Below are 14787 nucleotides of genomic sequence, written 5' to 3' on the forward strand. Positions count from 1 at the left end.
CCCAATGCTGTGCACGTTGCACCAGCGTGTATCCGATGGGGTGTGAGGGCGGCGGATTCACCAGGGATGCCCTGGTTCGGTGCGGCCCAGAGCGCTGCGGCCCGGGCTTTTTTACGCAAAGGGCTGCGCCTGGAAGGCGCAGCCTTGCAAAGAAGGCCGTTTACCGGCCGAGCGCGGCCTTCTTCCAGGCCTCGGCGGCGGCGCCGTCGTCGCCGCGTTGTTCTGCCAGCTCGGCCAAGTGGCGCCAGGCGCTGGCCCGCAGGCTGCTGTCGCCCAGCTGCTGCGCCGCCTGTGTGAGCAACTGCTGGGCCTTGCCCCACAGCTGGCGCTTGAGGCAGGCCATGCCCGCCAGGTACTGCAGGCGGGCGTCGCGGGGATTTCCCTGGTAGGCCGATTCGATGCGCGCCAGCCAGGGGGCGTCGAGGTCGTCCAGCCCGGCTTCGAGTGCGCGCACCAGCTTCAGCGCGTGGTGTTCGGCCAGCGCGTCGGGCAGGTCCACCATGCGGTCCCACACGGGCAGCAGCCAGGCGCGCACCTGCGTCGCGTCGCCGCCCAGGGCTGCCAGCCGCTGTGCGGCGTGGATGGCCAGCTCGGGCATGCTGCGCTCGGACGATTCCAGCGACATCCAGGTCTGCTGCAGCTGCGCGGTGTCGTGTGCGCTGTTGATGAGTTCAATGGCCAGGCCCCGCACGATGCTCTGGGCCGCAGCGGGAGAGAAGGCGCGGTGCTTGCCCAGCAGGCGTGCGGTGTCCAGCGCCTCCTGTGTCTGGCGTGCCAGGCGTGTGGCTTTGAGCTTGATGCGCAGCGACAGTGTGCGGCGTGCGGCACCCTGCGGCAGGGCGGCCAGGCGGTCGAGCGCAGCGTTGGCATCGCGGTCGTCCAGCGACCAGCGGGCGGCACGCATCTGGGCGCCCTCGCGCATTTCCTGCTCATTCACGGTGCCGCGCAGCGGTGCCTCTTGCAGGGCGTCCTGCAGATGGCTTTCGCGCGTGGCGCTGTCTTGCAGCGCGTGCGAGGCCTCGGCCGCAATCATGTGGGCCAGGGCGCGCAACTGGCGGCCGTGGGGCACGGCCTCGCCAGCGGTGGCCAGCGCGTTTTCTTGCGACAGCGCAGCCACCGCGGCCTTGCGCGAGCGGATGAAGCGCCCGCCCAGCATGTGCGTCAGGGCGTCCAGCAAGGCCGCATGCATGGCGCGCTCCTTTTGCTGCACGCGCCAGCGCCGGGCCTGGTGGGGCAGCTCCAGCAGCGCCGCCAGGGCGCGCAGCGCGGCGTACACGGTGACAAACCCGCCCACCAGCAACAGCACGACCAGGTTCAGCGACAGGTCGATGCGGTACGGCGGCCAGTACAGGGTGACGGTGCCCTGGTTGTTGCCCGCAAACAGCGCGGCGGCCACCGCCACGCCAAACAACGCCAAAAGCCAGAGTGCTGCACGCATGCGTACCGCTCCCTTACCGGCCGGCTGCAGCTGTTGCCAGCGCAGAGAGCGTTTCGTCCAGGCGCGGCTGCTCGGCCGCCTTCATGCTGGCCTGGGCGGTCTGCAGCGTGCTGGCAGCGTTCTGCGTGCGGCGCGATGCCGGGTCAAAGTATTTGTTGAGCGCAGCGTTGGCGGCGGCCAGGTCGGCGCGGGCCGATTCGAACTGGCGCGCCAGCACGCCCAGGCGGGCATTGAGCAGCTTGAGCTTGAGGTTCTCGCGCAGGAAAAACGTTTGCTCGGGCGCCAGCAAGATGGCCTCGGGCTGGTCGATGCGGCTCACGCGCACCAGGCCCCGGGCCTCGTCGCGCACCACTTCCCAGCTGCGCTGCAAGGCTGCCTGCCACCAGGCCAGGTCGCCCTGGTTGAGCGGTGGCGTGTTTGTGGGAGCGGGTGTGGCTGCCAGGCGGCGTGTGGCGGCCGCCTGGGCCACGGCGTTCAGCACGGGCAGCTCGTCCACCTGGCGCACCAGGTCGTCCAGGCGGGCCAGCAGGCCGGCGGTGTCGGTCACGGTGGCGCGGGTCAGGCGGTCCAGGTCGCGGCCAATGGCGCGCTGCACGGGCGCCAGGCGGGGCTGGGCGGCGCGTTCGATGCGCTGGTTGGCGCTTTTGAGCGCGGCCACCAGGGGCTCCAGGCTGCCGGTGAGCTGCGCCTGTTGCTGCGCCAGGCGGATGGCCGATTCGATGTCCACCACCAGGTTCTCGTCGCGCGAGCGCGACAGGCTTTGCATGAGTTCTTCGAGCTGGCTGCGCTGCAGCGCCACTTCGCTCACCCGCGCTTCTGCCACCGACAGGCGGGCTGCCGTCTCGCGCACCAGTTCTTCGGCCTGGCGGGCCATGGTGCGGGCCTCGATGGCCTGCGCGCCCGAGTCGGCGGACTGACGGGCAAGTTGCTCTTGAATGGCGCTGAGCTTTTGCCACAGCATGCCGCTGCTGACCAGCGCGGCAGCGGCCACCGCGCCCAGGAGCAGCGTGACGGCGCCACCCCGGCCCGGGGTAGGTGCTGGAGGGGCGGGCGAGGCTGCCGGGCCCACGGCCGGTGCGCCCACGGATGCCGCGGCAGGTACCGCCATGGGCGCTGCGGTGGGTGCGGGGGGCAGATCGTTGGGGGGCACGGAACTCATGCGGCCGATTCTATCGAGGCCACCACATCCTCCAGCGCCGGACGGCATTCCCGCACGGTGCCAAAGCCCGCTGCGCGGGCCGCTTCGGCGATGCGCGGGTGGGTGGCCAGTGCGTGCGCGGCGCCCCAGTGCTGGCCGGGCAGGGCCTCGGCCAGGTGGGCTACGGCTTCAGAGCTGCTCAGCAGCCAGATGGAGCCATCGCACGCTGCCTGTTGCGCCAGCGCCACCTCGCGCGCTGAAAAATGCGGCGCGCCGCGTTGGTAGGCCACCACAAACTCCACCGTGCCGCCCGCCGCCTCGATCTGGCGCGCCAGCCAGTCGCGGCCGTTGCCTAGGCTTTCATGCACACCCTGGGGCGTGGAGGACCTCCCGCGCACGATCAGCACGCAGTCGCCGGGCCGGATCTGCCCAGAGACCTGCTGCCACAGCGCTTCCGAGTCGAACTGGGGGGCATCCGGTGCCGGGCCGTCGATGCAGCCAGGCGGCACACCGGCCTGCTCCAGCGCACGCGCCGTGCCGGGGCCCGGAGCCCATGCTCTTGTTTTGATAGCTGCTAGTGCTTGTCCATCAAGCGCTAGGGCCTTATTTGGCTCAAAAAAATGAAACACCGCATTGCCACTGACAAACATCAGGGCCCGGTACTGCGCAAGCCGCGCATGCGCCTGGGTGAGTGCTTGCTCTGCCGCTGCGTCACGGCAGGGGCCGATGGCGATGAGCGGCAGGGCCACGGCATCCACACCACGCGCGCCCAGCAGCTTGACCCAGTGCGCAGCCTCGCGGGCGGGCCGCGTGACGATCACCCGGGGCATGGCATGCGCGTTCAAACCAGGGGTTCGGCGCCCCGGGCACCACCGGCACGCAGGCGCTGCGCAATCGCGTCGCCCAGCGCTTCGGCCTGCGCCAGCGTGGTGACGGCGGCGCTGGCCGCTGCGCGCACCAGGGGGGCCTGCGCGTCCACGTCGCCCCAGGCGGCGTCGAGCTGCAGCACGCCATCGGTGAACGTGCCGTGCGCGGCCAGCGGCATGGAGCAGCTGCCGCCCATGGCGCGGCTCACGGCGCGCTCTGCGGCCACGGTCAGCCAGGTGGGCTGGTGGGCCAGCGGGGCCAGTGCTGCGATCAGGTCTTGCCGGTCGCTGCGCACTTCAATGCCCAAGGCACCCTGGCCGGCTGCGGGCAGCATGGCCGTGGGCGGAAACGTGGCGCGGATGCGGGATTCGAGCCCCAGGCGCTTCAAGCCCGCAGCCGCCAGCACGATGGCGTCGTACTGGCCTTCGTCCAGCTTGCGCAGGCGGGTGTCCAGGTTGCCGCGCAAGGGCTCAATCTTGAGGTCGGGCCGCAGGGCCTGCAGCAGCACCTGGCGGCGCAGGCTGGAGGTGCCCACCACCGCGCCCTGGGGCAGGGCATCAATGTTCGGGTAGTTGGGTGAGACAAACGCATCGCGCGGGTCTTCGCGCTCCATCACGCAGGCCAGGGCAAAACCCTCGGGCAGCTCCATGGGCACATCCTTGAGCGAATGCACCGCAATGTGCGCGCGGCCTTCTTCCAGCGCCACTTCCAGCTCTTTCACAAACAGGCCCTTGCCGCCCACCTTGCTGAGCGAGCGGTCCAGGATCTGGTCGCCCTTGGTGGTCATGCCCAGCAGCTCCACCGTGTGGCCCTGTGCGCGCAAAAGAGCCTGTACATGCTCGGCCTGCCACAGCGCCAGGCGGCTCTCTCGGGTGGCAATGACGATGGAAAGGGGGGAATGGGCGAGGCTCAAGTTCGTAACCTGTTTGTAATCATTCAGGGGCGGGCGATGCTAGCATGCGCCCGCACTGGGGCCGGTGCGCCCCGGGGGACGCGGGGGCAGGCGGCGCCAGGTCACCTACCCACCTCCGGAGACCCACGCACCATGAAACGATCCGACAAGGACCAGCCCCTGATTGACGACATCCGCCTGCTTGGCCGTATTCTGGGCGATGTGATCCGGGACCAGGAGGGCGTGGCCGCCTATGAATTGGTCGAGCAGGTGCGCAAGCTTTCGGTGGCCTTCCGCCGCGATGCCGACCAGGAGGCCGACCGCGCGCTCAAGAAGCTGCTCAAGTCCCTGTCGGGCGACCAGACGGTGAGCGTGATCCGCGCCTTCACCTACTTCAGCCACCTGGCCAACCTGGCCGAAGACCGCCACCACATCCGCCGCCGCGCCGTGCACGAACGCGCGGGCGACACACAAGAAGGCAGCATCGAAGTCGCCCTGTCGCGCCTGCGCTGGGCCGGCATTGCGCCCAAGACCATCTCGCAGACGCTGGCGGGCAGCTACGTGGCCCCCGTGCTCACCGCCCACCCCACCGAGGTGCAGCGCAAGAGCATTCTGGATGCCGAGCGCGACATCGCCCAACTGCTGGCCACGCGCGACGACATCCAGGTGCGCGCCCAGCTCTACAACAGCGCCAAGGATGCCCTGACCCCCCGCGAGCTGGCCGCCAACGAAGCCCTGCTGCGCGCACGCGTGGCCCAGCTGTGGCAAACACGCCTCCTGCGCTACAGCAAGCTCACCGTGGCCGACGAGATCGAGAACGCGCTCTCTTATTACGAAGCCACCTTTCTGCGCGAGATCCCCAAGATCTATGCCGACCTCGAAAACGAGCTGGGCCAGTACCCCGTACACAGCTTTCTGCGCATGGGCCAGTGGATCGGCGGCGACCGCGACGGCAACCCCAACGTCACCGCGCAAACCCTGCAATACGCGCTGAGCCGCCAGGCCGAAGTGGCGCTGCGCCACTACCTGACCGAGGTGCATTACCTGGGCGGCGAGCTGTCGCTGTCGGCCCGCTTGGTGCAGGTGTCCGCCGAGATGGAGGCCTTGGCCCAGCGCTCGCCCGACACCAACGAACACCGCGTGGACGAGCCCTACCGCCGTGCGCTGACTGGCATCTATGCGCGCCTTGCCGCATCGCTCAAGGATCTGACCGGTGGCGAAGCCGCGCGCCATGCCGTGGCGCCGCAGAACGCCTATGCCAGTGCCGAGGAGTTCCTGGCCGACCTGCGCGTGATCGAGGCTTCATTGAAGTCGCACCATGGCGAAGCCCTGGCCGCAGAGCGCCTGCACCCGCTGATCCGCGCCGTGCAGGTGTTCGGCTTTCACCTGGCCACGGTGGATTTGCGCCAAAGCTCTGACAAACACGAAGAAGTGGTGGCCGAGCTGCTGGCCAAGGCCCGTATCGAGCCCAACTATGCAAGCCTGCAAGAGGCCGCCAAGCGCGCACTGCTTATCAAGCTGCTGAACGACGCCCGCCCCCTGCGCGTGGTGGGTGCCGAATACTCTGCCCATGCCAAGGGCGAGCTGGTCATCTTCGAAACCGCCCGCGTCATGCGCGAGCGCTTCGGCCACGAAGCCATCCGCCACTACATCATCAGCCACACCGAAACCGTGAGCGACCTGCTGGAAGTGCTGCTGCTGCAAAAGGAAGTGGGCCTGATGAATGGAACCTTGGACACCGAGTCCAAGAACCACCTCATCGTGGTGCCGCTGTTCGAAACCATTGAAGACCTGCGCAATGCCGCGCCCATCATGCGCGAGTTCTATGCACTGCCCGGCGTGGCTGCCCTGGTGCAGCGCAGCGGTGGCGAGCAGGACATCATGCTCGGCTACAGCGACAGCAACAAAGACGGCGGCATCTTCACCAGCAACTGGGAGCTGTACCGCGCCGAGATCGCTCTGGTCGAACTCTTCGACGAACTCGCCACCACCCACGGCATCCAGCTGCGCATGTTCCACGGCCGGGGCGGCACCGTGGGCCGGGGCGGCGGCCCCAGCTACCAGGCCATCCTGGCGCAACCCCCCGGCACCGTGCGCGGCCAGATCCGCCTGACCGAGCAGGGCGAAGTCATCGCCTCCAAATACGCCAACCCCGAGATCGGCCGCCGCAATCTCGAAACCCTGGTGGCCGCCACCCTCGAAGCCACCCTGCTGCAGCCCACCAAGCCCGCCACCAAGGCCTTCCTGGACGCCGCCGCGCAGCTGTCGCTGGCCAGCATGGGCAGCTACCGCGCGCTGGTGTACGAGACCCCGGGGTTCACCGACTACTTCTTCAACTCCACCCCCATCCGCGAAATCGCCGAACTCAACATCGGCTCCCGCCCCGCCAGCCGCAAGGCCAGCCAGAAGATCGAAGACCTGCGGGCCATCCCCTGGGGCTTCAGCTGGGGCCAGTGCCGCCTCACGCTGCCCGGCTGGTACGGCTTTGGCTCGGCGGTGGACGCCTTTGTGAACACCGAGGGCAAAGACCCCAAGACCCAGCTGGCCCTGCTGCAAAAGATGTACCGCCAATGGCCGTTTTTCCGCACCCTGCTGTCTAACATGGACATGGTGCTGGCCAAAAGCGACCTGGCCCTGGCCTCACGCTACAGCGAACTCGTCACCGACGCCCGCCTGCGCAAAAAGGTGTTCACCAGCATCGAGGCCGAATGGCACCGCACGGCAGAGGCCCTCACCCGCATCACCGGCGACAAACAGCGCCTCACCCACAACACGGCCCTGGCCCGCTCCATCAAGCACCGCTTTCCGTACATCGACCCGCTGCACCACCTGCAGGTCGAACTGGTGCGCCGCTGGCGCGCAGGGCAGGGGGATGAACGGGTGCAGACGGGGATTCACATTTCTATTAATGGGATTGCTGCGGGGTTGCGTAATACCGGCTGAGTGGCGGACAGCGCAGCGCGATTCGAACCTGCGCATCGCGGCCTGTTTTGATCGCAGGCACCCATAACAAAAAGGGCTCCCAAAGGGAGCCCGATCTGCCTGCCCGCCCCTGCGGTTCAGTTAACACTCCCCATGGCAACAGCACCTGCAAATGCAAAGTGCCACCACCATGGGAAGTCCCGCAACTGCTTCAACCAAACTCAAGCAGTTGGTCTACCAATTACATGGCGCTGAATTCGCCCGAAGGGATCTTGCCGGTGCGCAGGGCTTCCGCAGCCTGGGCACGCACGGCAGCGCGGTCGGCGGTGGAGGTGTAGGTCACCACACGCGAACCAGCAGGTTCCTGGCTGCGCGTCTGGGCGACGGTGGCGGCTTCAGCGGCCACTTCAGCGCGGGTGCGGTTCGTTTCGAACTTCAGGGCGAATTGCGAGCTGTCGGCTTCGTCAGCCTGGGCGCCAAAAGAAGCGAAAGCGGCAACGGCAGCGACGGAGAGGAAACGGGCGGTCTTGTTCATGATGAAAATCCTTGAAAGTTAAAAAGCGTCTCAAAAAAGCCGGGTCAAAAACCATTCCTGAACCGGGTTCGGTGAGTCGCCTTGCGGGTTCGGCTCATCGATGGGATGAACTGTACGCCGATGGTGTTCACGGAAAAACTATCTGGTCACGAACTAACTGTTCCAGTATTGGAAACAATCTTTGAGGCCACCTTGACCTCCTGGGCCACGCAGGTGCGCCGTGATGGCGAGTGATGTGGGTGATGTGGGTGATGTGGGTGATGTGGGTGATGTGGGTGAGGTGGGGCTGAGATGCCCATCGCCCCGCAGCGTGGCGGGGGGCATCTGCCGGTTTGCGGCAGATGCCGGGTATCAATCCCCCAGCAATTCGCCCACGGCCTTCAGGTCTTCGACCCGGTCGCACACGGCCTTCACGGCCATCATCACCGGGATGCCCAGCAGCAGGCCCCACAGGCCCCACAGCCAGCCCCAGGCGAGCACGCTGACGAACACGGCCACGGGGCTCATGCTGCTGGTGCGGCTGGTGAGCCAAGGGGTGAGCAGGTTGCCCACCAGGGTGTGGATGACCAGCGATGCACCGCCGATGGCCAGGGCCATGTCCAGGGTGCCGAACTGCAGGAAGGCCACCAGGGCCGATGCGCCGGTGACCAGGGCGGAGCCGATGTAGGGCGCGAGGTTGAGCACTCCGGCCGCCACACCCCACACGGCGGCGTTCTCCAGGCCCAGGGCCCAGTAGGCAAGGCCGGTGGCCACGCCCACCAGCACGCTGGTGAACACCTGCACCATCAGGTAGCGCTGGATCTGGTTGGTGATGTCTTCCAGCACGTGGATGGTGACCTTGCGCCGCTCCAGGCTGGTGCCCGCGATGCGCAGCAGCTTGTTGCGAAACAGGTTGCCCGATGCCAGCGCAAAGTAGGTAAGGAACACCACCACCGTGAGCTGCCCCAGCGCGGACATGAGCCCCATGGTGCCGCTCCACAGGTAGTCGCGGATGTTGAAGGGCGGGCGCTCTACCACCACGCGCTGCACGCCGCGCCGGGGTGGGCTGGCGGTGGCGCTGTTCTCGTTGGCGGCCTGTTCGATCTGCGTGGCGGCCTTTTGCATGGTGTCGAGCGGGCTGCTGGCGCCGGTGCGCGCCTTGAGGCTGTCGCGCACCTTCTTGGCAGCCACGGGCAGCGAGTCCACCAGTTGCGCGGCGCCGTCGCTCAGCGACCAGGCGGCGCTGGCCAGGCCCAGAACGATGGCGATCAACAGCACACCGGCCCCCAGCCAGCGGGGCACGTAGCAGCGCCGCAAGACTTCCACCAAGGGCCGCAGCGCCGTGGTGAGCAGCAGGCTGAGCATGATGGGGATGAACACCGCGCTGGCCCAGTGCAGCAGGGCCACGCTGGCAAACAGCGCCAGCAACGCGAGCGAGAGGTTGCGCACGTCCACGGGCATGTGGAGCATGAGCGGGCCAGGGAGGGATGCGGTGGCTGCGGGCGCGCCGCTTGGTGGTTGCGCAGGCGGTGGGGCCGCTTCGTCCGCTTGGGCCATTTGGGCCACTGGTGCGGGGCCGTCCGCCGCAGGCGCGTGCGGGGGCAAATTCGGGGCTGCGTCAGCGGCGGGGCTGTCTGGCTGTGGGGGCTCGGCAGCGGGGGCGGGTGGGGATGCAGGGGTGGGCTCGGTCATCATGCGCGGATTGTGATGGGACTCGGGCCTGCTGGGTTGTAGGTCGGGCTGACATGCAGCGTGTCGGCGGCGGGATGCGGTGGTTCGTACGCTCTGGCGGGTGGTTTGCCCGGCGACCCGCCAGCGGTGCCTGTGTGGCAGGGTTCGGCGCCCTGCCCGGTGACATCAGCACAGCGGCAGCGGGCGCTTCTTGTTGAGTGCATCCACCGTGCCCAGCAGTTGCTGCCAGTAGGTGGGCAGTGACGACCACGAGGCGCCGATGGCCAGGTTGGTGGCATAGACCATGCCGGTGTTCAGGCGGGGCCGGTGGGCGTGCTTCACGGCGGCCTGCATGTCGGTGCAGGTGCTGGCGGTGTGGACCAGCATGGCCTGGGCGGTATTGTCCTTGGCGTAGACCCAGGTGCTGGCGGGCTGGGGGTCTGTGGCCTGGTAGGCGGCGGCATTGCCAGCGTAGGTGACCAGCGTGTCGGCCACGCCCGCATAGGCCGCTACGGGGTAGGTGCCTGGGTTGCCGATCACGGTGGGCGCGTTGGGCGGCGTGGCGCCTTTGCTCATGCCCGAGGCCCGGGCCTTGGCGTAGTTGTAGACGTCCTGAAAGTACGCCAGCCGTGCGCTGTCGGTGGCCATGCCGTCCAGGAAGAAGCCGTCGAGCTGGTCGGGGTAGAGGCGGATGTAGTTGTCGATGGTGGCCTTCACGTCAGCCACCGAGCGCGACCCGCCGCTGCCCGAGGTGGCCACGTAGGCGACGACTTTGTTGGTGGTGCCCGCCACGGCCTTGAAGTCTGTGATGGCCGTGAGCAGGTCGTCGTCAACCTCGGAGTCCGCGGTCAGCACGCCGTCGCTGGCGCTGGCCACGGCAGTGATCTGCACGTCCGGGTAGCTGGCTGCGCCGCTGGTGAGGGTGGCCCAGGGCGATGAGGTGCCGCTGGCGCTGAAATACGCGGGCACCAGCACCTGCAGGTTTTTGTGGGTGGGGCGCACGTAGTACGTGAGGCTGTCGCCCGCCGTGTTGGCGCTGCTGGTGGCCGTGGCGCTGACCTGGAAGGTGGCGCTGGGCGGCAGGCTGCTCACGGTGAGCGTGGTGCTGGCCACGCTGGCCACGGTGGTGGGCGCCACGGGGGAGAAGGTGGCGGCTGCGGAGGGGTTGACGGTAAAGGTGACCACCGTGCCGTTGGGGGCTGCGCCGCCGTTGACGGTAACGTCGGCCGCCAGCGGCTCGGAGGCGCCGGGTTCGAGCACGTTCTCGGTGGGCTGCACGAAATGCAGCGTGACGGGCGCGCTCGCGGGTGGCGGTGGGGCGGTCGTGTTGTTGTCCTTGTCCGTGGCGCCGCCGCAGCCCGCCAGAGCCGCAGTGAGGGCCATCAATGACGCGAGGCGGTGGGTGCGGGTTGTGGTGAGCATGGTCTTCACGGAGGGTTGGTATGAATGGGTTGATTGTGAAGGTTCGTGCGTGCGGCTCCAAGGGCCGAAACGGCCGCTTTGGCCGGGAAAAACGGCCTTGTTGCGCCGATTGCCGCAGGCGGGCGCCAGTACCATGGCCCACATGCCATCCTTCCTTCACCGCATTACGGCCGCCGCAGCAGCCTTGCTGTGCGCAGCGCTGCTGGTCGGCTGCGGCACGCTGGACGTGCCGCGTGCCGACAACTACCCCGCCACCGGCCAGAAGAAAGCCCGCGCCGTGCACCACTGGGATGTGCTGGCGGGCGATGTGGCCGGGCGCGTGGCCGAAAAGATCGCATCCTGGCCCGAGGGCGAATACCCGCTGTACGTCACGGTGGCGGACAACTCCAGTTTCAACCAGAGCTTTCTCAAGCTGCTCAAGGTGCACCTGCTGAATCGGGGCGTGGCGGTGTCCACGGTGCCCACCGCAGTGGAGCTGGAGGTGCAGACGCAACTGGTGCAGCACGGGTCTGGCTCACCGCGCGGCCTGCCCGTGCCCATGGCCGGCACCATCATCGGCACTGGCGTGGGCGTGTGGCGCGACTGGGCGGTGCACTATTCCGACCGCACCCTGTTGCCGGGTGTGGCCACGGCCCTGGGCGTGGGGGCAGGGGTGGCGCTGGACATGGCCCAGCTCTACACCCAGGGCGCCGCCGCAGGCGGACCCACGCGCACCGAGGTGCTGATCACGTCCACGCTCAAATCGCGCGACCGGTACCTGGCCGGCACGGCCGATCTGTATTACATCGAGGGGGCCGACGCGGTGCTGTATCAGCCCGAGCGGCCGCCCGCGCCTGCACCGATAACGCCCGTCAAGACCTGGCGGGTGGTGGCGCCATGAAGGGGCTGTGGACGTCGCAACAAGTTCCCCGGGGCGCACGCGCCGCCAGCTGGTGGGCGGCTGCCGCCCTTGCGCTGGCGGGCCTGCAGGGCTGCGAGACCACCAACCCCATGCACAGCTACTACTACGGTGACCGGGCGGGCGGAATATCGCGCTCCAACCTCATCGAGCTGAATGAACGCGCCACCGATGCGCTGCTGCAGACCGCACCGCTGGATGCCAACCAGCCCGTGCTGGTGGCCACGCTGGTCAATGTGGACCGGCTCACTGAATCGTCGCGGCTGGGCCGCATCTTCTCGGAGCAGATCGCGGGCCGCATGGTGCACCGGGGTCTGAAGGTGACCGAGGTGAAGCTGCGCGAGAACCTGCTGCTGCAGCGCGACCAGGGTGAGCTGCTGCTGTCGCGCGAGGTGCGCGAGGTGAGCCAGTCGCAGAACGCGCAGGCCGTGGTGGTGGGCACGTATGCGGTCTCCACGTCGGTGGTGTACATCAGCCTCAAGCTGGTGAACCCGGTAGGCAACACCGTGGTGGCGGCGCACAACTATTCCGTGCCAATGGATGAAAACGTGCGCGCGCTGCTGGCTGGAAGATAGATGACATCCCCCTGAGCGGCTTCGCCGCTTCCCCCTTCTCTCGCGCTACGCGCGGGAAGGGGGACGCCGCCAGCGCGGCGGGGCGGCCCATGCTCGGCGGCCCTGGCGGGTGCAGCGCCCATTTTTTCGGTCGGGGTGGGAATCAGGCTAGCGCGCCCGTTTGGTAGGTGCAAAAAGCTAATGCTTTGATATCCATCTCAGTGCAACATGAGTGCGCCTGCCGTCTTGCTCTTGCCGGCGCGGGCGGGTGGGTTGCACAGGCCGCAGGTGAAGTGGCGGTTCTCATACAGCTCGGTCACGAACTGGCCGCTGCACTGGCTGCACTTGGTGCGCGTCAGCATGCCAGCGTCCACAAACTTGACCAGGCGCCAGGCGCGCGTGAAGGAGAGCAGGGGTTCGATCTCGGCCGTGGCGACCTGTTCGTTGTACAGGCGGTAGGCTTTGGTCAGCAGCTCCACCGAATCCAGGTCCACGCCCTTGGACAGGTATTCGTAGATGTTCAGGAACAGCGAGCTGTGGATGTTCTCTTGCCAGGTCAGGAACCAGTCGGTGGAGAAGGGCAGCTGGCCTTTCGAGGGTGACTTGCCCGCGATCTCTTTGTACAGCCGGATCAGGCGTTCATACGACAGCGTGGTTTCCGATTCCAGCACCTGCATGCGGGCGCCCATCTGGATCAGCATGGCCGCGCGTTCGATCTGCTTGGATTCGTTCAGCACGCTCTTGGCGGGGGCTTTGGCAGCGGGGGCGTTGGTGGACATGGCGGGCTTTCGGTGGAGACTGGGGGAAGAGGGCTGCGGGCAAATGCTTCAGAGCACTTCCGACACGCGGCTGGCCATCAGGATGTTGGCGTGCAGCGTGTTGGTGGCTTCGTTGCCCACCTTCTTGGCCGAGTGGTTGGTGAGCAAGCTCCACACCAGGTTGTCGTCCACGCGGAAGCTGCAAAGAAGCGTGTTGCGGGAGGCCAGTTTCATCACTTGCGCTGGCGACAGCGATGCCAGAATGTCGGCAGACTCTTCGTTCATGCCCAAGCGGAACACGGCTTCGGCCTTGTCCTGACGGATCAGGGTTTGGGCCAACATCAGGTAGGTGAGGTTGGCTTCGCGGATTTCAGCGAGGATTTGTTCGTTGGTCATGGCAGCTTCCTTTTTTCCAGTACCGGGTCTTGCGTTGCCTGCTGATTGCAGGTTTTGCGTGATCCGTTGAAATGGATTGTGAAACCGCCCCAATCAGAAATTAAGTCGGGGTTTGGCTGTGCCGCGTGTCTGGTTCTGCGGTGGGCTGTGTAGGAATTTGCCCTACACGCACATCAGGTGCAGGCTGGCATTTCAGGCGATGGCCGCTGCTGTGGCAGTGGGCCCAGGCTGCCCACTTCTGTTCATGGTTTTGATAGCACCCTCAAAACCATCTTTTTTGCACTTTTACAACCTGCGCTGCCGTGCTGGACGCTGGATCAGCCTTTTTCGACCGGGCGCGTGGGGTCTGAACACCACTCGCTCCAGCTGCCGGCAAACAATGCCGTCGGGCCGAGGCCGGCTATCTCCATGCCCAGCAGATTGGGCACGGCGCTCACGCCGCTGCCGCACTGGTGCACCACGGTGGTGGGGTCACGGCCGCCCAGCAGCGCTTCAAATTCAGCGCGCAGCACGTCGGCAGGCTTGAAGCGGCCATCCGCGCCGATGTTTTCGGCAAAGGGGCGGTTCAGCGCGCCCGGAATGTGGCCGGCCACGGGGTCCAGCGGCTCCACTTCGCCCCGGTAGCGGGCACCTGCACGGGCGTCGATCACGGTCTGGCTGGGCCGCTGCAGGCGCGCAAGCACCTCGCTGGCCGTGGCCAGCTGGCGCAAGGGGGCGCCCAGCTGGAAGTTGGTCTGGAAGTGCGCGGGCTCTTCGCCGCTGTTCACCGCCCCACCGGCGGCCTGCCAGGCTTGCAGCCCACCGTCGAGCACGGCCACGGCTTCATGCCCCGCCCACTTGAGCATCCACCACAGGCGGCCACAGTAGTTAGCGCCCTGGCGGTCGTACACCACGGCCTGCATGCCATTGGCAAAACCCACGCTGGACAGCCACATTGCAAAACGCTCGCGGCTGGGCAGGGGGTGGCGTCCACCGGATGCCGGCTGGTCGGCTTCCTGGGCGGTCAGCGTGCCGTGAGCGCCGGGGGCGCCGTGTTTGGCGCTGAGGTCGTTGTCAAGGTTGGCGTACACCGCGCCGGGGATGTGCGCCTGCACGTACTGCTGGGCACCGGCCTTGGGTTGCATCAGTTCGAAGCTGCAGTCAAACACCATCAGCGGCGCACCGCTGGCGATCAGGGATTGCAGGTCGGGGGCAGAGATGAGCGTGGTGTAGGTGGTCATCGGCAGAAAATGGGCAAAGTGACGGAGTGCGTCGAAAGGGGCTCCATTGTGGCCATCCCGGTGGGGCGTGTCCTCGTCTGGCCGTATCTGTTTTTGT

Annotated in this window: 13 protein-coding genes; 3 read left to right on the top strand and 10 right to left on the bottom strand. The window is 67.2% G+C overall.

Annotated features, from left to right (window positions below; translation table 11 throughout):
- Nucleotides 1–160: 160 nt before the first annotated feature.
- From C8C94_RS00470 to hemC, 4 genes are read right to left on the bottom strand one after another with little or no spacing between them, the layout of a single operon-like run.
- Entirely contained in the window at nt 161–1438 is a 1278-nt protein-coding gene (locus C8C94_RS00470) for a heme biosynthesis protein HemY (RefSeq protein WP_121419311.1), read from the bottom strand.
- Between the two features lie 13 nt (nt 1439–1451).
- Nucleotides 1452–2597, bottom strand: coding sequence for a uroporphyrinogen-III C-methyltransferase (locus tag C8C94_RS00475; protein WP_199731152.1), 1146 nt, complete (start codon nt 2595–2597; stop codon nt 1452–1454).
- Nucleotides 2594–3406, bottom strand: a complete 813-nt coding sequence (locus C8C94_RS00480) for a uroporphyrinogen-III synthase (protein WP_121419312.1) — start codon at nt 3404–3406, stop codon at nt 2594–2596. Before C8C94_RS00480 ends, C8C94_RS00475 begins: the two co-directional genes overlap by 4 nt.
- Nucleotides 3407–3417: 11 nt before the next feature.
- Complete coding sequence (hemC, locus tag C8C94_RS00485) at nt 3418–4356, bottom strand: hydroxymethylbilane synthase (protein ID WP_121419313.1); 939 nt, start codon at nt 4354–4356, stop codon at nt 3418–3420.
- 132 nt (nt 4357–4488) lie between these two features.
- Between hemC and ppc the strand changes: the two genes are divergently transcribed.
- Complete coding sequence (gene ppc, locus C8C94_RS00490) at nt 4489–7278, top strand: phosphoenolpyruvate carboxylase (protein WP_121419314.1); 2790 nt, start codon at nt 4489–4491, stop codon at nt 7276–7278.
- Nucleotides 7279–7498: 220 nt separating this feature from the next.
- On the opposite strand, the gene C8C94_RS00495 is transcribed toward ppc, so the two are convergent.
- The 3 genes from C8C94_RS00495 to C8C94_RS00505 all read right to left on the bottom strand — a co-directional run bounded on the left by C8C94_RS00495 (nt 7499) and on the right by C8C94_RS00505 (nt 10864).
- A complete protein-coding gene (locus C8C94_RS00495; RefSeq protein ID WP_057225447.1) occupies nt 7499–7792 on the bottom strand; it encodes a hypothetical protein in 294 nt (97 codons plus the stop codon).
- A gap of 351 nt (nt 7793–8143) precedes the next feature.
- On the bottom strand, nt 8144–9463 hold the full coding sequence (locus tag C8C94_RS00500; protein ID WP_121422613.1) for an AI-2E family transporter: 1320 nt from the start codon (nt 9461–9463) through the stop codon (nt 8144–8146).
- 165 nt (nt 9464–9628) lie between these two features.
- On the bottom strand, nt 9629–10864 hold the full coding sequence (locus C8C94_RS00505; protein ID WP_147433211.1) for a spherulation-specific family 4 protein: 1236 nt from the start codon (nt 10862–10864) through the stop codon (nt 9629–9631).
- 142 nt (nt 10865–11006) lie between these two features.
- On the opposite strand from C8C94_RS00505, the gene C8C94_RS00510 reads away from it, so the two are divergent.
- Both C8C94_RS00510 and C8C94_RS00515 read left to right on the top strand, forming a co-directional pair.
- Entirely contained in the window at nt 11007–11744 is a 738-nt protein-coding gene (locus C8C94_RS00510) for a hypothetical protein (RefSeq protein ID WP_121422614.1), read from the top strand.
- Nucleotides 11741–12337 carry a FlgO family outer membrane protein gene (locus tag C8C94_RS00515; protein ID WP_305000517.1) on the top strand — a complete coding sequence of 199 codons (597 nt, stop codon included), beginning with the start codon at nt 11741–11743 and terminating at the stop codon, nt 12335–12337. The genes C8C94_RS00510 and C8C94_RS00515 overlap by 4 nt, the downstream gene beginning before the upstream one ends.
- Before the next feature lie 197 nt (nt 12338–12534).
- Here C8C94_RS00515 and flhC read toward each other — a convergent pair whose 3' ends face one another.
- From flhC to C8C94_RS00535, 3 genes are all read right to left on the bottom strand, one after another.
- Nucleotides 12535–13095 (bottom strand): flagellar transcriptional regulator FlhC, encoded by a 561-nt coding sequence (gene flhC, locus C8C94_RS00525; protein ID WP_010459839.1) that lies wholly within the window; start codon nt 13093–13095, stop codon nt 12535–12537.
- A 48-nt stretch (nt 13096–13143) separates the two neighbouring features.
- The gene (gene flhD, locus C8C94_RS00530; protein ID WP_055400499.1) at nt 13144–13470 is read right to left on the bottom strand and encodes a flagellar transcriptional regulator FlhD; all 327 of its coding nucleotides are present in this window, start codon (nt 13468–13470) and stop codon (nt 13144–13146) included.
- A 317-nt stretch (nt 13471–13787) separates the two neighbouring features.
- Nucleotides 13788–14690, bottom strand: a complete 903-nt coding sequence (locus tag C8C94_RS00535; protein ID WP_121419316.1) for a sulfurtransferase — start codon at nt 14688–14690, stop codon at nt 13788–13790.
- Nucleotides 14691–14787: the final 97 nt, after the last annotated feature.

This window comes from Acidovorax sp. 94 (genome assembly GCF_003634645.1).
GTDB classification, from domain to species: Bacteria; Pseudomonadota; Gammaproteobacteria; order Burkholderiales; family Burkholderiaceae_C; genus Acidovorax; species Acidovorax facilis.

Excerpts from the sequence above, each read along its gene's own strand:
- C8C94_RS00470 (WP_121419311.1), bottom strand. The coding sequence starts at position 1,438 with ATGCGTGCAGCACTCTGGCTTTTGGCGTTGTTTGGCGTGGCGGTGGCC.
- C8C94_RS00475 (WP_199731152.1), bottom strand. The coding sequence starts at position 2,597 with ATGAGTTCCGTGCCCCCCAACGATCTGCCCCCCGCACCCACCGCAGCG.
- C8C94_RS00480 (WP_121419312.1), bottom strand. The coding sequence starts at position 3,406 with ATGCCCCGGGTGATCGTCACGCGGCCCGCCCGCGAGGCTGCGCACTGG.
- ppc (WP_121419314.1), top strand. The coding sequence starts at position 4,489 with ATGAAACGATCCGACAAGGACCAGCCCCTGATTGACGACATCCGCCTG.
- C8C94_RS00495 (WP_057225447.1), bottom strand. The coding sequence starts at position 7,792 with ATGAACAAGACCGCCCGTTTCCTCTCCGTCGCTGCCGTTGCCGCTTTC.
- C8C94_RS00500 (WP_121422613.1), bottom strand. The coding sequence starts at position 9,463 with ATGACCGAGCCCACCCCTGCATCCCCACCCGCCCCCGCTGCCGAGCCC.
- C8C94_RS00505 (WP_147433211.1), bottom strand. The coding sequence starts at position 10,864 with ATGCTCACCACAACCCGCACCCACCGCCTCGCGTCATTGATGGCCCTC.
- C8C94_RS00510 (WP_121422614.1), top strand. The coding sequence starts at position 11,007 with ATGCCATCCTTCCTTCACCGCATTACGGCCGCCGCAGCAGCCTTGCTG.
- C8C94_RS00515 (WP_305000517.1), top strand. The coding sequence starts at position 11,741 with ATGAAGGGGCTGTGGACGTCGCAACAAGTTCCCCGGGGCGCACGCGCC.
- flhC (WP_010459839.1), bottom strand. The coding sequence starts at position 13,095 with ATGTCCACCAACGCCCCCGCTGCCAAAGCCCCCGCCAAGAGCGTGCTG.
- flhD (WP_055400499.1), bottom strand. The coding sequence starts at position 13,470 with ATGACCAACGAACAAATCCTCGCTGAAATCCGCGAAGCCAACCTCACC.
- C8C94_RS00535 (WP_121419316.1), bottom strand. The coding sequence starts at position 14,690 with ATGACCACCTACACCACGCTCATCTCTGCCCCCGACCTGCAATCCCTG.